At 54.0% G+C, this 957-nt stretch carries 2 pseudogenes; both read left to right on the top strand.

The features are described from left to right. Nucleotides 1-134, top strand: a pseudogene (locus tag PUT78_RS23655) (IS6 family transposase); the annotation flags it as partial. A 45-nt stretch (nt 135-179) separates the two neighbouring features. Beyond that, nucleotides 180-344: pseudogene (locus tag PUT78_RS23650) on the top strand (IS6 family transposase); the annotation flags it as partial. Between the last annotated feature and the right edge of the window lie 613 nt (nt 345-957).

The following is a 957-nucleotide window of genomic DNA, read 5'->3' as shown; positions in this document are numbered from 1 at the left end:
TTCTCGCCGCACATGACCAAATCAATACGATCTTCAAACCCCGCCGCTACCGACTGACAGCCACGTCCTATCGACACGCTCGGGCAGATGCCTTCCGGCTATGGAACGACTATGCCCGCGAAATGACGGCATAAATGACGAGAACCGCCATGACTACAACCAACCAGCAATAACTTGGCAATGCCATCCTTGAACAAGATCACCGGTTTATCAAGCGCATCACGGGGCGAATGCTCGGCTTCAAAGCCTTTCATTCCGCGTCCGCCACCCACAAAGGCATTGAGACCGCGCGCCTGATCCGCAAGGGACAATTCGACGCCAACGGCTTGACCGCATTTCAGTAGTTCGCCCAGCTCGCAGCATAATCCTGTCCAGCGTTTGCCTACACTCAACCCAGATGGAAATTTGCGACAGAACCGTCTGAACGCGCTGAGCCCAACACCTTCCCAACCGGCTGAAAACAACTTGGCAATGCCCTTTCACACTCACTCTTTCCGGGGAATGGCCGATCAGGCCAGCACATTGGAGCACAACCCTAGATGGTGCGGATGAGGTGTTCAATGCGATATGCTGCATGCTCAATGCTATCTGCGAAGTTCTTTTTGCTGAATGCTGAACGTTGATTGCTATTTGCTGAATGCTGCGTGCTTTTTGCTATATGCTTTTTGCGAAATGCTGATCGTTTTTTGCTGAATGCTATTTGCTGAACACCCTGTTTTTCGCGATATCAGGACGCTATTGTGCCGTTGGGGCGTTGTCGCCACAAAAGGCACCCCTGCGCCCTCATCGTCGCCCTGCGTCGCTCAGGCAGGCGGTTTCATCCCCGGTGTTTTCAATGAACGGCGGCCGATTACACCGCATCCGTCCCGGCAGGACACATAACACCACAGCACCACCTGAAGTTGAATCGCGTGTTGACGCGATTCCGCCATCTGCCTAGGCCTGCGAGGGGGAGGA

Source organism: Roseinatronobacter alkalisoli (genome assembly GCF_028745735.1).
GTDB classification, from domain to species: domain Bacteria; phylum Pseudomonadota; class Alphaproteobacteria; order Rhodobacterales; family Rhodobacteraceae; genus Roseinatronobacter; species Roseinatronobacter alkalisoli.
Note: the sequence above shows the minus strand (reverse complement) of the source record. Positions and strands in the feature narration are given on the sequence as shown.